This is a genomic window from Enterococcus sp. 2201sp1_2201st1_C11_2201SCRN_220225 (assembly GCF_040925905.1).
Classification (GTDB): domain Bacteria; phylum Bacillota; class Bacilli; order Lactobacillales; family Enterococcaceae; genus Enterococcus_C; species Enterococcus_C asini_A.
On record NZ_JBCOJC010000001.1, the window covers coordinates 129,088 to 146,416 of the forward strand.

Genomic DNA, 17,329 nt, shown 5'->3' on the forward strand with positions numbered 1-17,329 from the left:
GTACCTGAAGCAACAGTTTTACCAAACAATAATGCCAGTGTCAGTGCCATTAAACTTTCATCCGGTGAAGTGGCTTTAGCTTATAATTTAAATGCTGCGCCTAATGCGGAATTTGGAAAAGTGGCTTGGCCGGGATTGCGAAATCCAGTAGCCGTATCCGTAACGGAAGACTTTGGTAAAACATGGCCAATTGGACGGATTTTGGAAGCAGCTGAAGGTTTTATTGGCGCCGAAAATAAAACCAATAACTCCCAACATGAATACCCAACGATTTATCAAGACAGTAAGGGAGTCTTACATCTCGTTTATGCTTATCGCAATCGCCTTTGTGTGAAGTATGTGCGCTTTACAGTAGCAGAGTTGTTCGGTGAAAAACGAGAAGCATTGGGTGTTTACAATCCCACTTCTGGTGAAGGCGTAGAAAAATAACTCTTACTTATAGGTTTAAGGCTTTTGATTTACGAAACAAAAGCCTTCATTCCTTAAATCATTACAATTGAAACCGCATTCTATGAAAATAAAAAATTTAGGAGAGATACTATTATGAAAGCAATCGAATTAAAAGGAATCATTAGCCCAATTTTAACCCCGATGTATGAAGACGAAAGCATCAATGTAGAAGAATTACGCAACCAAGTGGATCGTATGATTGATAACGGCGTGCACGGGATTTTCCCATTTGGCACAAACGGTGAAGGCTACATTTTGTCTGCAGAAGAGAAAAAAGTGGTCTTAGAAGCAGTGATTGATCAAGCGGCTGGTCGCGTACCAATTTATGCTGGAACCGGTGCTATCTCTACAAAAGAAACCATTGCTCAAAGTAAAATGGCCCAAGAAGCTGGAGCAGATGTATTGTCCATTATTACTCCAAGTTTTGCGGCAGCTAGCCAAGAAGAAATCTACACCCATTTCAAAACTGTAGCAGAAGCAGTGGATATGCCAATTGTCTTATATAATATCCCTGCTCGGACAGGTAACGCTATTGCTCCTGCCACAGTTGCGCGTTTGGCTCAAATCGAAAATATCATCGGTGCAAAAGATTCCAGTGGGAACTTCGCCAATATTCTAGGTTATATCGAAGCCGGAAAATCAAAAACCAATGGCAAATTCTATACTTTATCAGGAAACGACCAATTGATTATCTGGACATTACTAGCAGGTGGTACTGGTGGTATCGCTGGCTGTGCCAATGTCTACCCACAAACAATGGCTTCCATCTATGACTTGTTTGTTGAAGGCAAAATTGAAGAAGCAAAAGTGGCAAATGCAAGCATTCAAAACTTCAGAAATTGCTTCAAATACGGCAATCCCAACACCATCGTAAAAACTGCTGCAGCTTTACTCGGTAACAATGTGGGTAAATGCCGGGCACCGTTTAACCAAATTCCTGAAGAAGGAATCGCAGCTTTGAAAGAAGTTTTAGCTGCCGATAAAGAAAAAGGAATGCGCTAAGAAATTCGCTCGTATAAACTATTCTCCATTTTGGGGGAAGGAAGTGCTTCCCCCAATTAGCGGATGGAGTATGGGTAAGAGTAAGGGGGATATTTATGACCGTTGAAATGATGATTGCTTTAGCAATTACGGTATTTATGATTGTATTAATTATGATTGAAAAAATTCCATTTGGGGCAGCACCATTGCTTGCCTGCGTGTTGTTAGTTATTTTTGGCATTACAGACATTAAGGGAGCCTTTGCTGGTTTCTCCAACTCTACTATTGTGATGTTAGCTGAATTTATGGCCATCATTGCTGCCTTACAGAAAACCAGTTTTATTACTGTATTTAAGAAGGCCATGTTTGCTATGGCTGAAAAAGGTGGCTTCAAATCTTATATCTTAATTATTTTGGTTGTAATGTTAGGCTGTAGTTTATTTGGGACTGGTTCCACTGCTTACTATGTATTAACTCTAGGCTTGCTCTCCACATTGCCTTATTCAAAAAAATTACCACCTTCAAAAGTCATTATGACTGCTGGTTTTGCCACCAATCATCCGTTGATTCCTTTTAATACAGCTTTGCAATACGGAATTGTAATCGCTGTATTGAATTCTGCGGGGATTATGGCAGATGTGCCAGTATTTAAATTTGCAATTGTGAACTTATTTTTATCAGTTGGGTTCTTGGTTAACTGTATTATCCAATACAAATTCTTGCCGGATCATCCCACCGCTGATGACTGTGAAGATGAAGTAGCCGCTATGGAAAATGACAGCGCTTTGCTTCCTCGTTGGAAAGAACTAGTTACTTATGGGGTTTTCATCTTTGCTGTAGTCGGTATGTTATTGCAAAGCCAGATTGGTGATGCAGGTTATGCTATGGCCGGATTGTCCGTTGCGGTGATTTTGTTTATCGGAGTTTTAGACTTTAAAGAAATTCGCGATGCTATCAGTGCGCCTATTATCTTAATGTCTGCTGGGGTTATCGGGGTAGCAGATGCATTAGGCAGTACAGGACTTACGAATTTGGTCGGTACCACAGTGGCAGGAATGTTAGGGACGAATGTGAATCCATTCTTAATGATTCTGGTTTTCTGTATCTTAACTAGCCTGCTAGCAACCCTCACCGGTTCTACAATCGGAACCGTTTATGTATTCACACCATTGGCAATTGCCACTTGCGGCAGCTTAGGTTTGGATCCAACAGCAGCGGCTTGTGCAATCGTTATGTCCGGCTGGTGTGGCCATTTCTTACCAATTGATGGCATGCCTGCTATGATTTTAGGTACTGGAAAATATTCTGCTAGTGAATTTTGGAAATTTACGATTCCTCAATATTTTATTCGTCTAATCTTCTTAACTGCTGGATCAATTTTGATGTTCCCAATGTAAAAACATTATGAGGTGAAAAAATGGAAAATAAATTTGAACTTGAACATATCGGTATCAACACAGAAAATGAGACTGAAGCACAGAAACTTGCCAATCAATTAAGTATGATTTTTAACTTATCTCCTCGGCATGGCCAGAAATCCGAGTTTGCTGGTGATTATTTTGAATGTATGAAAGCACCATTTTTAGGTAAAAATGGCCATATCGCCATGAGAACAGCTGATTTGGAAAGTGCTGTGGAAGAATTGACGAAAAAAGGCATGGCTTTCAATATGGATACCGCAGCCTATGACGAAGCTGGAAAACTAAAGAATATCTATCTAGCAGGGGAATTTGGCGGCTTTGCCATTCATGTCTTACGAAAATAAAAAACTCATAAATTGATTTTTGAATAAAAACCATAGTGAATGAACTAGTTCGCTATGGTTTTTATGTTATATATACGCAAAAATAATTCCAATCCATTTTATATTTTTGAATTATAAGTTTAATCTGATTTTATTTTTTGATACTTTTTAAAATAACTTCTTGTGAATAATAAGCAATTGTTGGGAAAAAGGAATTTTAAAATTTTTAAAAGATGAGAAACTATTAAAAAGGATTGCGAATAGAATAGGAAAAAAGCCCTTGAAAACAGTTTTTCGCTGTTTTCGAGGGCTTTTCTTCACGAAGATTATTCAATTGATTGCTTTAAAAATATTTGTTACAGTGGATAGCGTTCTGGTTTTTGATTTTAAAAAATAGCTGTTATTCAGTCAATCTGAACAAAAAAAATTCCAAAAAATGATTTTAAGACGATTTTTCAAATTTAAAAATAACGAAGATTCTGTTGATAACGCGATTTATTAAATAGGAGGTATGATAAAAAAACAAAGAATGTTACTTTTTTTTCTGAAAAAGATTAAAAAAAGGAAATTTGATTGGCTGTTTTTTAATAGATACAATCAAAGAGAAGGAAGATTAGTCATTATCGACTGATCTTTTGAAGTAATTAGTTGGATGAGCCTGAAGCAATTAACGTAATTTATCTCCAGGCTCAAGCAGAAAGGGGAGGTGAGCAATGAAAAGATCAAATCCATTGGCACACATCTGTTTGTTACTTGTCATTTTGATCCCATATGGTTTAGCCCTACTAAACCATAACCCAACTGTTGTTGAGTCCGTCACAGACAAGCAAGTCCTTCTAGAGAAAGATTCGCTCAAAGTCACTAGTTCCTATCAAATTGATTCAGTAAAAAATTCAATCGATTGGTCCTTGTACTATGAAAGTCAGGCAAAAACCGATACAAGACAAGCCCTAAAGGTTAAATTCACTGATGAAAGTATGATTTTTGAGGATCACTCGGCTAATTGGAAGGAGGATAATTACACTAGCTGGTGGCAACAAACTGAATTTTGGGAAAGCAGTAAAGGGGTTCTGCAATTTAGTACCCCAATGGACCAATCAGTTGTAGAAATAGCCATTCAACTGGACGTGGAAGGAAATAGTGATGATGAAACAATCGTCAACAAAAATCAATTAAGTGAAAGTGAGGCGGGGCCTTATCGTTTAGTTGCCAATCTGTCAATAGAAGAATCTAGTTTCGCCGCAACGCCCAAGATTGAATCGTCTTCTACAGCTGTTGTTCCGTCCACAAATAGTTCTTCTGTAGAGAAAACGAAAGAAGGTGAAGGCAATCAAACAATAAATACCGTTGAACCATTTGTTGGACCGTTAATGGCAAGAAATGGACAAAATGATAACCCTATCGTTTTGAGTACGGATGATTTATTTTCTTATACGACAAATAACACAGGAACTTTTCCAACTCATAATACACAACAGTATTTAGGTAGTGGTTCTTCAACAGAAAACTCGATAAAAAACTATAACTATGGCGCAACATCGCTGTCAGATAGTGTATCCCAGTATTCAGTAACGAACGGGACTTCTGTATTTGATAATGGCTACCACGAATATGGCAGTTCTCAAAGTGGACGAATTAATACGAAAAAATCGGTTAAAAAAATTAGCGATAATCTTTTTGAAGTTACGGTGGATACGATTGGCGATGCGATTCAACCATTACCTAAAGTTGATGTGGCAATTGTCTTGGATAAGTCTGGGAGTATGTTAGAACCAACCGAATCAGGGAAAACTCGATGGGGGGAATTGGAAAGTGCACTTTCAAAATTTCTCACTGGGATTAGTAGTTCAGGGATGGACGTAAAATTTGCTCTTTCTGGTTTTCATTCTAGTGATATATCAGATTTTTATTCGACTATGGGCATATGGTCGGGAAATCGTCCTACAGCATATTCTGATTTACAATATAATGATTTATTCACCAATGATGCTGGTTTATTATTGAATACGAACATTATAAAAGGTGGCGCATTTCGTGGGTCCGCTACTCCTACTTTTCTTGGATTAGATTCGGGATTATTTTCGTTAACCAAAGCTAGATCAGATGCTGTAAAAGTACTGTGTATGATTACTGATGGTGTACCGACAATTTATCCCGTAGATACCTATTACAATGGTACGACAACTTTCAGTCAATCATTGGGTAAATTATATTATCGATCTCCTGAAGTCATATTCCAGACAAGTGTCGATCAGTCTTATAGCAGTCAAGCAAAACTAGAAGGTAGTGGAAGCCACGATCATACGCCAGAATATAGAGACTATCTTGCCAAACGTTTAGCTCAATTTCCCGATGCTATGGATCTGACGGCTTATAAATGGTATGCAGTAGGATTCCATTATGGAAATGCGCCAATGGGAATTATTGAGACAGTAGGTAGAAATGGATATTACTCCGCTGATAATACAGATGCATTAGTAGATGCGTTAAGTCAATCACTTTATCCTTATGTATCAACTATCAATAACGCTACTTTAACCGATCCTATGAGTGAGTATGTCACCATGGTGAGAGATAGTGAATTATTAACACCAATTACAGTGAATGATGCTGGGGAGTTAACGGTTAAAACAGCCGATGCCAATGGCAATGTGATGGGGGTAACCAAGGAGCTTGTTGATAGCGATAACGATGGAATTGTTGAGTGTATTAAAATCAATAGTATGAACCTTGGTAAATCTGGCAATGAACGTTCTGGAGTGCGATTAACTTACCAAGTTTCTTTAAAAAATGAGTATCGAGATGGAAAGTTTTATCCAGCAAACAAAACCACTTATTTAACAAATGGAAATAATGGCAGTCAGACTAATTATTTCTATGGGGTGCCTTCTGTTAAATACGGTACGATGGTTCCTGAAACAGTCGATGTCCCTCTAAAAAAAGTTATTAAAGGGACTGATATCTATTTGTCTGGGGCACAGTTTGGACTTTTCGCTCAAGAAAACGACACGACACCAAGTTATCGTACAAATATTTCTGAGATTGATGGAAATCTGTTGTTTCGGGATGTTATTCCAGGGAATTATTGGCTAAAAGAGATTACCATACCAAATGGTTATAAGCCGTTTACACCTGTGCAAATCGAGATTACTGCAGAAGGTACAATTACAGGTTTATCATCATATCCCAAAATAGAAAATGAACTAAAACCTTTTAAATTAAATGTATGGAAACAAACAGGTAATGAAAAAACTCCTTTAGAAGGTGCCATTTTTGAACTATATGATAAAAATCCAGAGATTGAAACGACAGTATTACCACTTGAAACGATAACTTCTACTGGAGATGGACAGGTTCAATTTACTAGAGGGCTGGAAACAGGAATTACCTATTATATGAAAGAAAAAGCGGCTCCTGACGGGTATGTGCGAATTTCAGGATTATATACAATCGAAATTTTAGAAGATGGCGAAGTAGTCATTAAATACAATGACGTTGATGTAGCTGAAGATGACATTCAAATTCTCCTGAATCCCGAAAATGAAGCCAACACTATTCATCTAAATGTTCAAAATAAGCTAGCGAATCCGTTACCGAGAACCGGAGGCAATGGTAGGGTGGTAAGTTATCTGGTATTTGTCCTTCTGTTAATTGGTTTGGTCATTTACTATGTGTTAAATCGCCGTGACATAAGCCAAAAAGGAGGTGTTTGATTTGAAACGATGGGGAAGAATGTTGTTGCTGCCCTTCTTCTTATTTCTTTTCTTTGGTCAATTGACTCAAGTTTATGGAGAAGAAGTCACTGTTGTATTGCATAAACGACTGTTTCGTGATATTCAAGCACCTAAGGAAAACTTATATGTCAATGATGGATTGCTCATTGATGCTAATGACGAAAATGGTTCACTTTTGAAAGAAACCTTTGGGCTAAACGGTGCAAACTTTACGATTTATGACGCGACCTCATTCTATCAAAATAGTGGAATGGCAGATGAAACCTTTGTCCAAAAATATTCTCAAGAACTTTCGCGAAAAGAAGCTTTAGCGTTAATTAAGGACAAACAATTCGCTAAGATTTCGAACATTCAGACGAAAAATGATTGGAATTCGTCAATTGGTGGTACAAGAGAAGATGGCATTGCTCGCGTAAATTTGCCTTCTGCGAGTAAACGAGCGTATCTCTTTATTGAAGAATCAAATGATGCAACAAGTTGTGTCAATGTAGACCTAGAAAAAACAGCGTTACCGATGATGTTACTTTTGCCACAGTATCATCCTGTTAATGGTGATACTTTATCAGAAATCCATCTATATCCCAAAAATGTAGTCTATGTACGGAATCCTTACTTTTTCAAATACGGAAAAGACAAGGAAACCGGAACAGAAGCACCATTGGCAGGTACGAAATTTATCCTTTATCAAGTAAATGATCAAGGAGAAAAGCAGTATTTAACTCAGAAAACTTCTGAGAACTTACAAAATGAATGGCTTATTTCTAATAATCCGGTAACCGATAGCGGTCTTGAGGTATTTTCATCTGACAAGGATGGTTTAGTAACTCTAAATGAGCGTTTCTTACCAGCCGGAGAATACTATTTTGAGGAAATTCAAACAGTAAGTGGCTACCAGATTGACAGTGCCACGAAAGCCATTAAAGTAGAAATTCCTCAAAGTTGGCATGATGAAGTAGGAAATTACCTTCCAGTGATGACAAATGGCCAAGCTACAGAAGAACTGATTTCTGGTGTGGTTCCGCAGAGTGTTTATCAATCTGCAACACCTCGTGTCTATAACTACAGAGATGAAGCAAAGTCTATTACACCTGTTGATCCAAGTCCAGACCAACGTAAACCGGGTATGCTTTTACCACAAACTAGTATGGAAAAAGGAGTAAGTACACTTATTGGTCTGTTACTGATTTTTAGTGTTGCTGTTTATTGGGTAAAACAAAAGAAAAGGGGAACGGAAAATGATTAAGAAGATTGTGAAGGTTATACTCGCAACATTATTAATAGTCCCGTCGATTTGGGGCTTAGTAGGTGATGGTATGGCAGTTCGAGCTGCTGAGGGAAATGCCACAGTAACGATTCACAAGAAAAAAATGACTACCTTACCTAGCCCGTTGATTCAAAATACCGGGGAAATTATGGCGGACTTAGAGGCTTATGAAGGTCTCGAGGGAGTAGAATTTAATGTTTATAATGTTTCTAAAGAGTACTATACACGCTTGAAGGTTGGTGACAGCCAAGAAGAGGCGGTTGGTTCTCTGAATGCAAATATACCAGAAAATGCTACTCTTGCCGGTACAGGGACAACTTTGGCTGGAGGACTTCTTGATTTTACGTTAGCTAAAAAAACAGTGATTGAGTTGGAGGGAGAAGACGAAAAGACCGTTGACTCAGTTTACCTTTTTGTTGAGACAGTAAAAGCGGGGATTACCAAAGCCGATAATATGGTTTTAATTTTCCCGGTATATAAAATGATCGTGGATGAAGAAAGCGGTGAAGTATCTTACTCTGATGATGAATTAGATGTGGTTCATTTGTATCCAAAAAACACACTGGAAAATGATGGTAGTGTGGAAGTCATTAAAAGAGGTACAGCTGATAACGAAGGTTTAGACGGAGCAGAATTTAGACTTCAAAAACAAGTGGAAAATACTGATGGCATTTCTGAAACTTGGGTGATTACCGATGTTGCAGACGGTTTATACAAATGGGAAAAACTTGGAGCAACCGGAGTGACACCTTATACGTTTATTTCTGGAAACTCTTATTCGATTAGTGGAAATGCGATTGTGGCAACAGCACATCCAACTGATTCGGGTAAATTAACGATTAATAATCTCGAATATGGCACCTATAAATTAGTGGAAACAAAAGCTCCAATAAATTCAGGGCTGATTAATGAATTTATCGGGACAGAATTCATTATTTCAGAAACTAACAAAGCAGTTACTCCGCGAGACATCATGAATGATACGATTATCGTGGAAAAAACAGTAAATGAATTAGATCATGAAATTGGTGCTGAAATCGATTATGCGATTAACTTCAAAATTCCTATGGGGATTCAAGACAAAGTAACTACTGAGGATGGAGAAAAATATCGCTACCATACAGTTACCTTAACGGATACTCACTCTGAGTTTTTAACTTTTGTTGATAATGCTACTAAATATACTTTGACTAACGATGGCCAGCAGATTCCACAAGATGAGTATACCGTAACACCAACTGCTGATGGTCTTAGCTTTGTTGTTTCCTTGAAAGATGCCGCGATTCGGCGATTAAGTCCAGGTAAACTATTAGTATTTAATTACAAGATGTTCCTAAATGAAGGTGCTACACCAGATAATGGATTTGACAATAAAGCGGATGTTGTAGTGAAAGGAGATACAGATCAATTAAAAGGTAATGATGACAAGGAAGTTTTCACTGGCGGGAAACGTTTTGTAAAAATCGATGGTGACAATGGTTCAGTAATTGAAGGCGCTGAATTTGTAGTTCGGGATGGTACTGGAACTAGCGCAAAATATCTAAAAATAGATGAAACTACAAAAGCAGTTACTTGGGTGGGTACGCTTAAAGATCCTGTAGATGAAACTAAATACCTTGCAACTGTATTTACTTCGAATGAAGAAGGTATATTTGAAGTTATGGGTCTGGAATATGGAGATTACTATTTGCAAGAAATTAAATCACCAAATGATTATATCCTATTGAAAGATCTAAAACTATTCAACGTAAGCAAAGAATCCTATCGAACATTAGATACTTTAACTGATGAAGGTCTTAAAGATCCTCAAGAAGTACCAAACAAACGCAAAGGAACTCTACCTTCTACAGGGGGGATGGGGATTGTAGCTTTGCTAGGTTTTGGGGTAGTAGCCTTTGGTATTGCCGGTACTTACTTCAAGCGTAACGGGAAAGCAGAAGTATAAGCAATGAACAAAGTCTCCGGTTAAACTGGAGACTTTGTCAATTTAAACTAGGAGGCAAGTCAATGAAAAAAAACGTTACCGATATTTTGATGATTCTCCTAGTGATAGCCGGTTTAGTGGCGGTTTTATATCCTTTTGTGGAGGATTCTTTGAACAATTTTTTAGATTATCAAATTTTACAACATTATCAAAGAAAGACGGCTGCCAAAGAAGAAAAAGAGCGAAAAGCAAATTACGAGAAGATGATGGAAGAAAATAAACGCTTGGCAGAAGAGGATAGTGCTCCAGGAGAAGATCCTTTTGAAAAGTCACCTAAAGAAGAAAAAGAACCCAGTGTTGATTACTATGCTGAACACACAATTGGTGTTATAAAGATTCCTAAAATTGGCGTTGAAATACCAATTTTTGATGGCACTAATGATCTTTTTCTGAGTCGGGGTGCGGGATTGTTAGGAGGGACTTCTTTTCCTGTGGGCGGTGAGAGCACTCATACGGTTATTTCTGCCCATCGAGGACTTCCAGAGGCTACCTTGTTTACGGATTTACCGAAAGTAAAAGTTGGTGACCATTTTTTCATTGAGAACCAAGAAGAAACCTTAGCTTATGAAGTGGACAATGTAAAAATTATCGAACCTACCTATCTGGAAGATTTGCGAATTGTTCCAGGTGAGGATCGAGCGACGCTAATGACTTGTACTCCATATATGATTAATAGCCACCGCTTACTAGTCCAAGGTTATCGGATTCCATATGTGTCGGAAATGACTAAAGAAATTAAAACAGGAAAGCAACGACAACGCATGCGGCACTATGCAATGATTGGTGGTAGTATTGGACTGTTTTTTTTAGTAATTTATATCATTATTCATCGAATTCGTATTATGATTATTCGTAGGCGAAAATACGATTTAGTTTTTATTTTAGTGGATAGTAATAATCAGCCGATGGTTAATGAAGCATTCGTCCTCTATTCGAAAAATGGCAAACGACAGATGAAGCGCTCAGGTGAGATTTATCAAGTTTTTTCTGATGAACAAGGAAATGTACGTTTTACTGATTTACCAGGAGCTAGTTACCAAGTTCGTCAAAAGGACTGGGGATTTAAAGTAAAAGTCAAAAAAATTGCCGATAATCATTTAACACCGGTCAGAAATAAAAAATTACAGATCACGCCAAATCAACCTTTTCAAATTACAAAACCATAATGAAAAAGACATTTCTGTTGTATACGGGGATGTCTTTTTCAATACTCATTTTTCATAACAATGATTTTTGAAAAGATTTGTTAGTTAGCAGAGAATTCTTGTCATAAAAAAGTCTTTCGCGGTACAATAGTAGGGAAGTAAATTGATTTATAAAGTAATAGAGTAGAAAAGAGGGTCAGACCTCTTTTTTGATTTAAGAGAGCAGGTTTCAAAAATGTTAAAAATGTTAATTGAAAAGTTCATTCCTAAAAATGGCGAAAATCATCGAACCGGTATCGGACAGCTAGCAGGTGTTTTAGGATTTTTGTCCAACGCAATCCTCTTTTTGGGGAAATTTATGATTGGCCTTACAGCGGGTTCCGTTTCAATTATGGCGGATGCAATTAATTCATTAACCGATACTATTAGTTCGATTTTAACTTTAGTGGGTTTTAAAATTGCGGCGAAACCTGCCGATAAAGAGCATCCCTATGGTCATGAACGATTTGAATATATTTCCGGTTTTTTAATTTCTTTGCTTATGACTTTTGTCGGTTTACAGTTTTTGGAAGCTTCTTTTGAAAAAATCCTCCAACCAGAAAATATGAAATTAGGCTGGTTAGTATTCGTGATTTTAGTGTTATCCATTGTGATAAAAGTTTGGCAAAGTCGCATGTACCATCGCCTTGCAGATACCATTCAATCGAAAACGCTAAAAGCCACATCTCAAGATTCATTAAATGATGTGCTGACTACTTTAGCGGTGTTGTTATCAGCTTTGGTGGAATTAATTACCGGTTGGCGAGTGGATGGTTATGTAGGGTTTGTGATTGCCGCTTATATTATCTATAGTGGAATTAAAATGGTGCGGGAATTTATTGCCGAATTATTAGGACAACGGCCCACGGAAGAAGAACTGGCTCAAATGAATGACTTGCTGGGAGAATTTTCGGAAATTCTTGGCTACCACGATCTTTTAGTACACAACTATGGTCCTCAAAAACGTTTTGCTTCGGTACATATTGAGGTAGACGATCGCTGGAATCTAAATGAAGCGCATGATGTCATCAATCAAATTGAAAAAGAATTCTGGGAACGATTAGAAGTAGACTTGGTCTGCCATATTGATCCAGTAGCGGTACAAAATCAAGTCTACCAAGAAAAAAAAGAAGCGGTTCAAGTCATTGTTGCCAATGTAGATGGTAATTTGCGGATGCATGATTTTCGTATTTTAAGTCCTAATCGACTCAGTTTTGATCTCGTTGTACCACGGTCAGTGAGCTTAACCGATCAAGAGTTGCGGGATACGATTTTATTAAAAATTCAACAACGCTATGGCAATCAGACAGTAGAGATTACTTTTGATCATAATTACTTGTTGCCAGAGTGACAGAAAAGAGGAGAATTATGGGAATAGAAATGGAAATGAGTATGCTTAGTACAGTGTTATCTCTGTTGATTTTTATCAATACGATTGGGGCGATTATCACCGTCTTTCGCCGGCCACGTTCGATTACGAGTATTTTGGCTTGGTTGGTGACGTTAACTTTTTTACCGGTGATTGGCTTTATCATCTATCTATTTTGCGGTCGGGGAATTGATGGAGAGACAGTCTATCGTTTTGATAACGAAGACCAAAAGCGTATTGGGGAAATTAATAGTTTGATTCACCAAAACAATCAAGATTACCATCGCAGTGTGAACACCACTGGCTCAAAATTACTGGAACGCTATTTACGTAATGTGGAAGAATCTCCATTGGCTAAGGGAAATTCTGTCGACTTATTTACAGATGGTCGAGAAAAGTTTGATGCTTTATTTGCTGATATAAAAAAAGCTACAGATCATGTCCATGTGGAATATTACGCATTCTTTCCTGATCGAATTGGTACCGCCTTTTTAGAGGTGTTGACAAAAAAAGCGAAAGAAGGAGTAGAAATCCGTCTCATTTATGATCCATGGGGAGCTAAGGGGTCCAGCGATGCTTTTTTTGCCCCCCTTATTGAAGCGGGAGGCCAGGTGACAGCTTTTATTACTTCGCGAGATTTGATTCGTAAAACCCGGTTGAATTATCATTTACATCGAAAAATTGTGGTCATCGATGGCCAAATAGGTTGGACTGGCGGTTTTAATGTAGGGGATCAGTATTTAGGGGAATTCGAACGTTTCGGCTATTGGCGCGACACCCATGCCCGATTTGTGGGGACTGCGAGTTTTTCATTACAAGAAATTTTTTTAAAAGACTGGAATGCCTCTGTGCGTAAAAAAGGCAATCAATTAAATTATGAAGACCGCTATTTTGTGATTCCGGAAGGCGAAGTGGGGGATGTGGCAATTCAAGTGGTGTCTGATGGTCCGGAAAATAAAGTGGATATCCTAAAGAGTGCCTTTGTGAAAATGCTCTTGGCTGCACAAGACAAAGTCTGGATTCAAACCCCTTATTTAATCCCTGATGATACCATGATCAGTGCGCTGTTGATTGCAGCTCAATCTGGGGTAGATGTGCGAATTATGATTCCCTCTATGCCAGATCATCCTTTTATTTATCGGGCAACGCAATACTATAGCAACTTACTGCATCAATATGGCATTAAAATCTATCAATATCAAAAAGATGGAAAAGGTTTTTTACATGCGAAAACCTTGGTAATGGATGATATTATTTGCTCTGTGGGCTCAACCAATCAAGACATTCGCAGTTATTCTTTAAATTTTGAAGTCAGCGCGTTTATTTATGATGAGGAGACTACTTTAGAAATGCAACGGATTTTTGAACGGGATATGAAAGACTGCTTCTTACTAACCGATGAAATAATTGCTAAACAAAGTCGTTGGCTACGCTTTAAGCAGAATTTTTCCCGGTTGCTGTCACCGATTTTGTAGTTTTAAGGCTTTTTGCAGTCCTTGACGTGCGAGATTGTCTGCCCCTTTATTTTGTTTTTCGGGGATCCATTGTAAGATTAAGAGAGGAAAATGGGGTAGTTTTTGCTGGATTGTGGACAAGTAATCTTTAAAATCGCGGTTACGAGTGTAATTTTTATCAATGGTGCTCACTAAAACTTTACTGTCGGAATAAACCATAATCGTTTCTTCGTTTTGATTATTTTCCATTAACATGTCCAATAAATGCAAAAAAACTGCAAATTCCGCTTGATGGTTGGTCAAAGTTGGCAAAGAAAAGTGGTATTGTTTTTGTTCTTGACTGGTTAAAAGTACAATGCCGCCGCCACTAGGACCGGGATTTCCCTTGGTGGAAGCATCGATAAAGGCTTTAATCATCTTAATTTCTTCCTTTCTTCACAACTCTATGATAAAATTTTTTGAGAATCTAGCATAACAGAAGGGACACGTAATGAAAGCAAAACGTTATCACTGGCAACCAGAACCGGCCGTCTTTATCATCTATTGGTCATTAACCTTGATTATTTTATTTTACGGAATGACATTGACTTTGGAGAATACCGGCTTATATTGGAAAAGCTACTTGATTTTAGGTATTTTTGTTTTCTTTGCTTGGCTCGGCACAAGGCGGACGCTGTACTTCGAGGGCGAAACGATGGTAGTGCGCTACGCACGCTTTTGGAAGCAAAACCGTTTTGACTTGAAACGAATTTCAGAATTGGTCTTCTTTCCAAATGGTATCGCATTTTCATATGATGGCAAAGAGATGCGACTACTTTTTAGAAAAAAAAATCTATTGGCCTTCAAAGCAGAACTGATTTCCAAATATCCTGAAGAACAAATTCGGATTAAAAACAAAATTGAAATTGAGTGATCAAAACTGCGGTGTAGCAAATTGCTAAATCGCGGTTTTATTCATCCAAAATGGACGATAGCCTTCTCGGAAAACCCGAGAAGGCTATCTAACTAATCAATATTATTACTTTAAGGTTGGATCAAGACTATTACTGCTAATTCATTTTATTTCTCGTTTAAACAATGTATTCCCTACCTCTAATACATCTTTGTAACTCTTGAGTTACGCCAAAGGATTAAATTCACCGAAATAAATCAATCGTTCGCATAACAATATTTTTCGCATAAATTCAGTCTAACATATTTTTCCTTAATTTGCGAATGTCAATAAAAGCGCGACTAGATCATTTCTTGGTCTAATCGCGCTTTATGAATTTTATTTGTCTGTTGGCTTTTCTTTTTTTGGTTCTGGTTCTAAAAAGCGTTGGATGTCAACTTTCTTTTCTTCTTTGGCCTTTTCTTCTGGTAAAAGAGCAAACTCATCGAATTTCCGATCTAAAGAGTCATCACGTTGAAATTTTAAACCCATGACTGTCACCTCCGCTTTTACAGTCTAGCATTTTTTTGATAATTTCGAAAGTCCGACAACTGAGAAGAGGATAATCGCAAGAAATTTTAAAAATCTGTTTTGGGGCTCACTTTTTTAATGTTGGTGTTTTTTATATTTGTCGAAAGCAAGTAATTTCATTTCATTTTTCGCTTTTTATAAGTTATAATAAGATTATAATAAAATTAGATTAAGGTGAGCTTATGGAGAAGGATGCTAAAATTTTTGTTTCCATTCGGTTTCTTTCTTTAGAGGAAAAAACCGTGAAACGAATCATACAAGACTGGTTAGTTTTTGCGCGAATTTTGTTTAAACCCACCGCGATTGGTGCCAATCAACAGGCCTGGCAGCCTTTTTCACTAGGGGATTGTGTGAGCTTAATTAAGCAAAACTGTGACAAAGAGGAATTCAGTCTGCGAATTACCGATGGACAAAACGAATCGAATTTTCATTTTCAAAAAGGGAAGATGTTGGAACAGCATCTTTTGCGGAAGGATTTATTTCAAACCCATCGGCAAATGATTCTTAATTATACTGAAGTGCAAATGAAACTGGGATTATGCGCGTATATTCGGGATTATCAAGAATACCTTTACCACAATCAGGAATCGTTAACTGCGCGGTTAGCTTTTCAAAGTCAGAAAGAGATCGAAGCATTGCCTAAATTACGATTACCTAGTGGTCAGGTAGTGGTGGATTGCAATCAGTTTGCGGGCTACGATATTTACTATGCTGGTTGTTGTTTGACTTCTTGCTGGCGGATGTACTTTAGTCCAGCTTATCAGCAGACATTGCCTTTAGAGATTATCCAAGATGTGCAGCAAGTGGAGCAGGCACGGTGGTTGTCAAGTAATGTCTTGTTAGTAGAGCTGTATCGAGACCCTTTTCGTTGGCAAGAAAAGCGTAATTTAGCATTCCAACGTTTGTTTCGAGATCAAATCGGCATTGATCAGCTTGCTTGGACTAATGGCACAGGAATTTTACGGGAGCCTTATATTGAATTTTCCCGTACTAAAGGGGTAATTCAGACTGTCCAATATCAAAATGATGATTTTCAACCAACTACCAAGAAACAAGCCACTCATTTTGTCACTCGGATTTTTGATTTGCAGAAAAAGCAGCATCATGTAAAACGAGTGAAAGGGAGCCTCAATACGAAAGCCTATTTTCCTATAGTAGATGAAAATCGGATGCGCATGGCCAGTCAAGTTTCTTTGAATCCAGGGTTAACATTGGATAACGGCTTAGCAGCTTATGAATTTTATTTACGGAATCATTTGGAAATTCCGCTGATTACTCAAGATGAAAGCTACAAAGAATACTTAGTGCTCTTAAAATTATACTTGCCTGCAGAATATGTTCGAGATATTCCTTATGAAGCGTTAAAGAACACCATGCCAGATGTGAAATTTTCCCGCTTGAAAAAGCGTCGGAAACATTATTTTGTAGATTTGAATAAAGGGGAAAATCATCTACGGGTAATGTTTTTGGAACAAAGTGAATTAGAAAATGAGAAAAGTGTTTGGGGGGAGTTTGATGGAAGAACAAGTATTTAAGAAAATTATGTTACCTACTGTGTTCTTGTTATTTATTATTTGTCTATTACCAGATTTCTTTTGGAAAGTCCCTTTATGTTTATGTCTCTTATTAACCGGAGCTACCTTAAGCTGTATCTTAACTTGGGTGGAATCCGGGGAGAAAAGGGAAGAATAAGTAATACAAAA

At 37.7% G+C, this 17,329-nt stretch carries 15 protein-coding genes; 13 read left to right on the top strand and 2 right to left on the bottom strand.

The window, feature by feature from the left end:
- The 10 genes from AB5754_RS00630 to cls all read left to right on the top strand — a co-directional run.
- On the top strand, positions 1-429 hold a 429-nt coding region (locus tag AB5754_RS00630), incomplete at its 5' end, for an exo-alpha-sialidase (protein WP_368259420.1).
- Between the two features lie 114 nt (positions 430-543).
- On the top strand, positions 544-1,452 hold the full coding sequence (dapA, locus tag AB5754_RS00635; protein WP_311833681.1) for a 4-hydroxy-tetrahydrodipicolinate synthase: 909 nt from the start codon (positions 544-546) through the stop codon (positions 1,450-1,452).
- A 95-nt stretch (positions 1,453-1,547) separates the two neighbouring features.
- Positions 1,548-2,828, top strand: coding sequence for an SLC13 family permease (locus AB5754_RS00640; RefSeq protein ID WP_311833682.1), 1,281 nt, complete (start codon positions 1,548-1,550; stop codon positions 2,826-2,828).
- A gap of 20 nt (positions 2,829-2,848) precedes the next feature.
- Positions 2,849-3,196 (top strand): 2-dehydro-3-deoxyphosphogluconate aldolase, encoded by a 348-nt coding sequence (locus tag AB5754_RS00645; RefSeq protein WP_311833683.1) that lies wholly within the window; start codon positions 2,849-2,851, stop codon positions 3,194-3,196.
- A 692-nt stretch (positions 3,197-3,888) separates the two neighbouring features.
- The gene (locus AB5754_RS00650) at positions 3,889-6,888 is read left to right on the top strand and encodes a SpaA isopeptide-forming pilin-related protein (RefSeq protein WP_368259421.1); all 3,000 of its coding nucleotides are present in this window, start codon (positions 3,889-3,891) and stop codon (positions 6,886-6,888) included.
- A 1-nt stretch (position 6,889) separates the two neighbouring features.
- Positions 6,890-8,152: a pilin N-terminal domain-containing protein gene (locus AB5754_RS00655; protein WP_368259422.1), complete on the top strand. Its 1,263-nt coding sequence runs from the start codon at positions 6,890-6,892 to the stop codon at positions 8,150-8,152.
- Positions 8,145-10,118: a SpaH/EbpB family LPXTG-anchored major pilin gene (locus tag AB5754_RS00660; RefSeq protein WP_368252475.1), complete on the top strand. Its 1,974-nt coding sequence runs from the start codon at positions 8,145-8,147 to the stop codon at positions 10,116-10,118. Before AB5754_RS00655 ends, AB5754_RS00660 begins: the two co-directional genes overlap by 8 nt.
- A 62-nt stretch (positions 10,119-10,180) precedes the next feature.
- Entirely contained in the window at positions 10,181-11,323 is a 1,143-nt protein-coding gene (locus tag AB5754_RS00665) for a class C sortase (RefSeq protein ID WP_368252476.1), read from the top strand.
- A gap of 214 nt (positions 11,324-11,537) precedes the next feature.
- The gene (locus AB5754_RS00670; protein ID WP_368259423.1) at positions 11,538-12,692 is read left to right on the top strand and encodes a cation diffusion facilitator family transporter; all 1,155 of its coding nucleotides are present in this window, start codon (positions 11,538-11,540) and stop codon (positions 12,690-12,692) included.
- A 17-nt stretch (positions 12,693-12,709) separates the two neighbouring features.
- Complete coding sequence (cls, locus tag AB5754_RS00675; RefSeq protein ID WP_311833689.1) at positions 12,710-14,185, top strand: cardiolipin synthase; 1,476 nt, start codon at positions 12,710-12,712, stop codon at positions 14,183-14,185.
- Here the strand turns inward: cls and AB5754_RS00680 are convergent.
- Complete coding sequence (locus AB5754_RS00680) at positions 14,171-14,581, bottom strand: ribonuclease HI family protein (RefSeq protein WP_368252482.1); 411 nt, start codon at positions 14,579-14,581, stop codon at positions 14,171-14,173. The genes cls and AB5754_RS00680 overlap by 15 nt on opposite strands.
- A 73-nt stretch (positions 14,582-14,654) precedes the next feature.
- Between AB5754_RS00680 and AB5754_RS00685 the strand changes: the two genes are divergently transcribed.
- Positions 14,655-15,077 carry an EbsA family protein gene (locus AB5754_RS00685; protein WP_311833691.1) on the top strand — a complete coding sequence of 141 codons (423 nt, stop codon included), beginning with the start codon at positions 14,655-14,657 and terminating at the stop codon, positions 15,075-15,077.
- 357 nt (positions 15,078-15,434) lie between these two features.
- On the opposite strand, the gene AB5754_RS00690 is transcribed toward AB5754_RS00685, so the two are convergent.
- The gene (locus AB5754_RS00690) at positions 15,435-15,587 is read right to left on the bottom strand and encodes an SPJ_0845 family protein (RefSeq protein ID WP_311833692.1); all 153 of its coding nucleotides are present in this window, start codon (positions 15,585-15,587) and stop codon (positions 15,435-15,437) included.
- A 281-nt stretch (positions 15,588-15,868) separates the two neighbouring features.
- On the opposite strand from AB5754_RS00690, the gene AB5754_RS00695 reads away from it, so the two are divergent.
- Both AB5754_RS00695 and AB5754_RS00700 read left to right on the top strand, forming a co-directional pair.
- Complete coding sequence (locus tag AB5754_RS00695; RefSeq protein WP_368252480.1) at positions 15,869-17,161, top strand: hypothetical protein; 1,293 nt, start codon at positions 15,869-15,871, stop codon at positions 17,159-17,161.
- Positions 17,142-17,318 carry a hypothetical protein gene (locus tag AB5754_RS00700; protein ID WP_311833694.1) on the top strand — a complete coding sequence of 59 codons (177 nt, stop codon included), beginning with the start codon at positions 17,142-17,144 and terminating at the stop codon, positions 17,316-17,318. The genes AB5754_RS00695 and AB5754_RS00700 overlap by 20 nt, the downstream gene beginning before the upstream one ends.
- The last annotated feature ends 11 nt before the right edge of the window (positions 17,319-17,329 follow it).